This is a genomic window from Cytophagia bacterium CHB2 (assembly GCA_030263535.1).
GTDB lineage: Bacteria > Zhuqueibacterota > Zhuqueibacteria > Zhuqueibacterales > Zhuqueibacteraceae > Coneutiohabitans.
On the sequence record SZPB01000625.1, the window covers coordinates 1 to 2,107 of the forward strand.

General features: G+C 55.5%; 3 protein-coding genes. All 3 read left to right on the top strand.

Features of this window, described 5'->3' with window-relative positions:
* On the top strand, window positions 1-245 hold a 245-nt coding region (locus FBQ85_29605), incomplete at its 5' end, for an OmpA family protein (GenBank protein ID MDL1879286.1).
* A gap of 295 nt (window positions 246-540) precedes the next feature.
* Entirely contained in the window at window positions 541-1,398 is an 858-nt protein-coding gene (locus tag FBQ85_29610; protein ID MDL1879287.1) for a flagellar biosynthesis protein FlgM, read from the top strand.
* 87 nt (window positions 1,399-1,485) lie between these two features.
* The coding region (locus FBQ85_29615; protein ID MDL1879288.1) for an aminomethyl transferase family protein at window positions 1,486-2,107 on the top strand (622 nt) is incomplete at its 3' end.

Consider the following 2,107-nt stretch of genomic DNA (forward strand, 5'->3'; position numbering starts at 1 on the left):
ATACCGACGCCACCGGCACCGACGAGCACAATCTCGAACTTTCGCGTGCGCGGTCACAGGCCGTTGCCAATTTTCTCGCTTCTCTGCAGGTCAGCGCCACCCGCTTCACCATCATGGGCTACGGCGAAGCACAACCCATTGCCGACAATGAAACGGAAGTCGGGCGCGCGCAAAACCGCCGCGTGGAAATCGCCATTATGGCCAACGACAAGCTGAAGAAGGCCGCACAAGCAAACGCGGGTTGAAATACGCTGTGGCCGCTTGCGCGCAGCAGGTGATTTCTCTCAGAGAGCTTCAATATCTACCTTTCACAAACCGTGAATACACGGCAATAAACGCGAAATCTAAAATGCGCGAATATTCGCGTGCATTCGCGGTTTTAAAAATGAGGTTGAAAAGGATGTAATTCAAATTTAACCGGACGCTTTCGATTTTAAGTTGGTTCATAACCCGGCGGCGCTCATTTCCGGTCGCCGTTTTTACCTCGAATTCCCGGCGACATTCGCCGCTTCAAAAATCATCTCATTTCAGGAGTAACCTATGCGTTGGCAAATGGGCCGGCGTAGTGAAAACGTCGAAGATTTGCGAGGCGCCGGCGGCAGGATGCGCGGCGGAATGAAAATGGGTTGTGGGACGGTGCTATTGGTTATCATCATATCCTTCCTGTTTGGCCAAAATCCGCTGCAGTTGCTCAGCATATTGAGCAACGGCGGCGGGAGCATGTCGCTGCCGCAAAACTATCAACCCACGGCTGAGGAAAATCAGGCTGCGGAATTTGTTTCCGTCATACTTGGCGACATGGAAGACACCTGGCCGTCGTTGTTGCGCCCAATGGGTGTGCCCTATGTGCCGCCGAAACTGGTTTTGTTCTCGGACATGGTGGAGTCCGCGTGCGGTTACGGCTCCGCCGCCTCAGGGCCTTTTTATTGTCCGCCCGATCAAAAAATCTACATCGATTTGAGCTTTTTCAACGAGCTGCACCGCCTGGGCGCGCCCGGCGACTTCGCGCAAGCTTATGTCATCGCGCATGAAGTCGGCCATCACGTGCAAAACCTACTCGGCGTTTCCGACAAAGTGCGGCGCTTGCAGAGCCAGGTCGGCGAAGCCGAAGCCAATGCCTTGTCCGTCATGTTAGAATTACAGGCCGATTGCTACGCCGGCGTCTGGGCATACCACGCCAACCAGCAGCGTCAAGTTTTGGAGCCGGGCGATGTGGAGGAGGGCTTGCGCGCCGCGGCTTCAATCGGCGACGATCGCCTGTTGCGCATGTCCGGCCGCGCGGTGCAACCGGAATCGTTCACGCACGGCAGTTCCGAACAGCGCGCGCAATGGCTGCGCATCGGCTTGACTACTGGCGATTGCGATGAGTGCGACACCTTCGCGCGCATGACGCAGTGAAGTCATGATAGTCAGGTATCATCCCTCCGAAACAACGATAAATATGATGCTAAATTCATGACGGCTTCGTAAACCGCGAACGATTTCATGCCCATTCCTTCGCCCTTTTATTCCCGCATGGCGCCGTTGTGCGAAAGCCTTGATTGGCGCAATTGGGCCGGCTATGCTTCGGTCAGCGTTTATGAATTCTCCCATGAACGCGAGTATTACGCCATTCGCAACGCGGCCGCATTGATTGATGTCTCGCCGTTGTTCAAATACGAAATCAGCGGCCCGGAGGCCTTACGCCTGGTCGATCGCATCATCACGCGCGATGCGAAAAAATGCAGCATCGGCTCAATCATGTACACCCCCTGGTGTGACGAGCACGGCCAAATGATCGACGACGGAACCGTCGCGCGTTTGGCAGACAATTATTTTCGCCTGACTTCGGCAGATCCCAATCTGCGCTGGTTTCAAGATTGTGGGTACGGCATGAACGCGACGGTTGCCGATGTCTCTGCCGAGCTCGCGGCGCTTTCGCTGCAAGGCCCCAATTCGCGTAAGATTTTGCAGCAGGTCGTGACCGGCGCGGATATCGCGGGCCTGAAATACTTCCGGCTCACCTCGGCAAAGATTGCTGAGATTCCGCTGACCATCACGCGCACGGGCTACACTGGCGATCTCGGTTATGAATTGTGGGTTGCGCCCCAACACGCAGAGAAATTGT

Coding starts and splice junctions, on each gene's coding strand:
- FBQ85_29610 (MDL1879287.1), top strand. CDS start 541: ATGCGTTGGCAAATGGGCCGGCGTAGTGAAAACGTCGAAGATTTGCGA.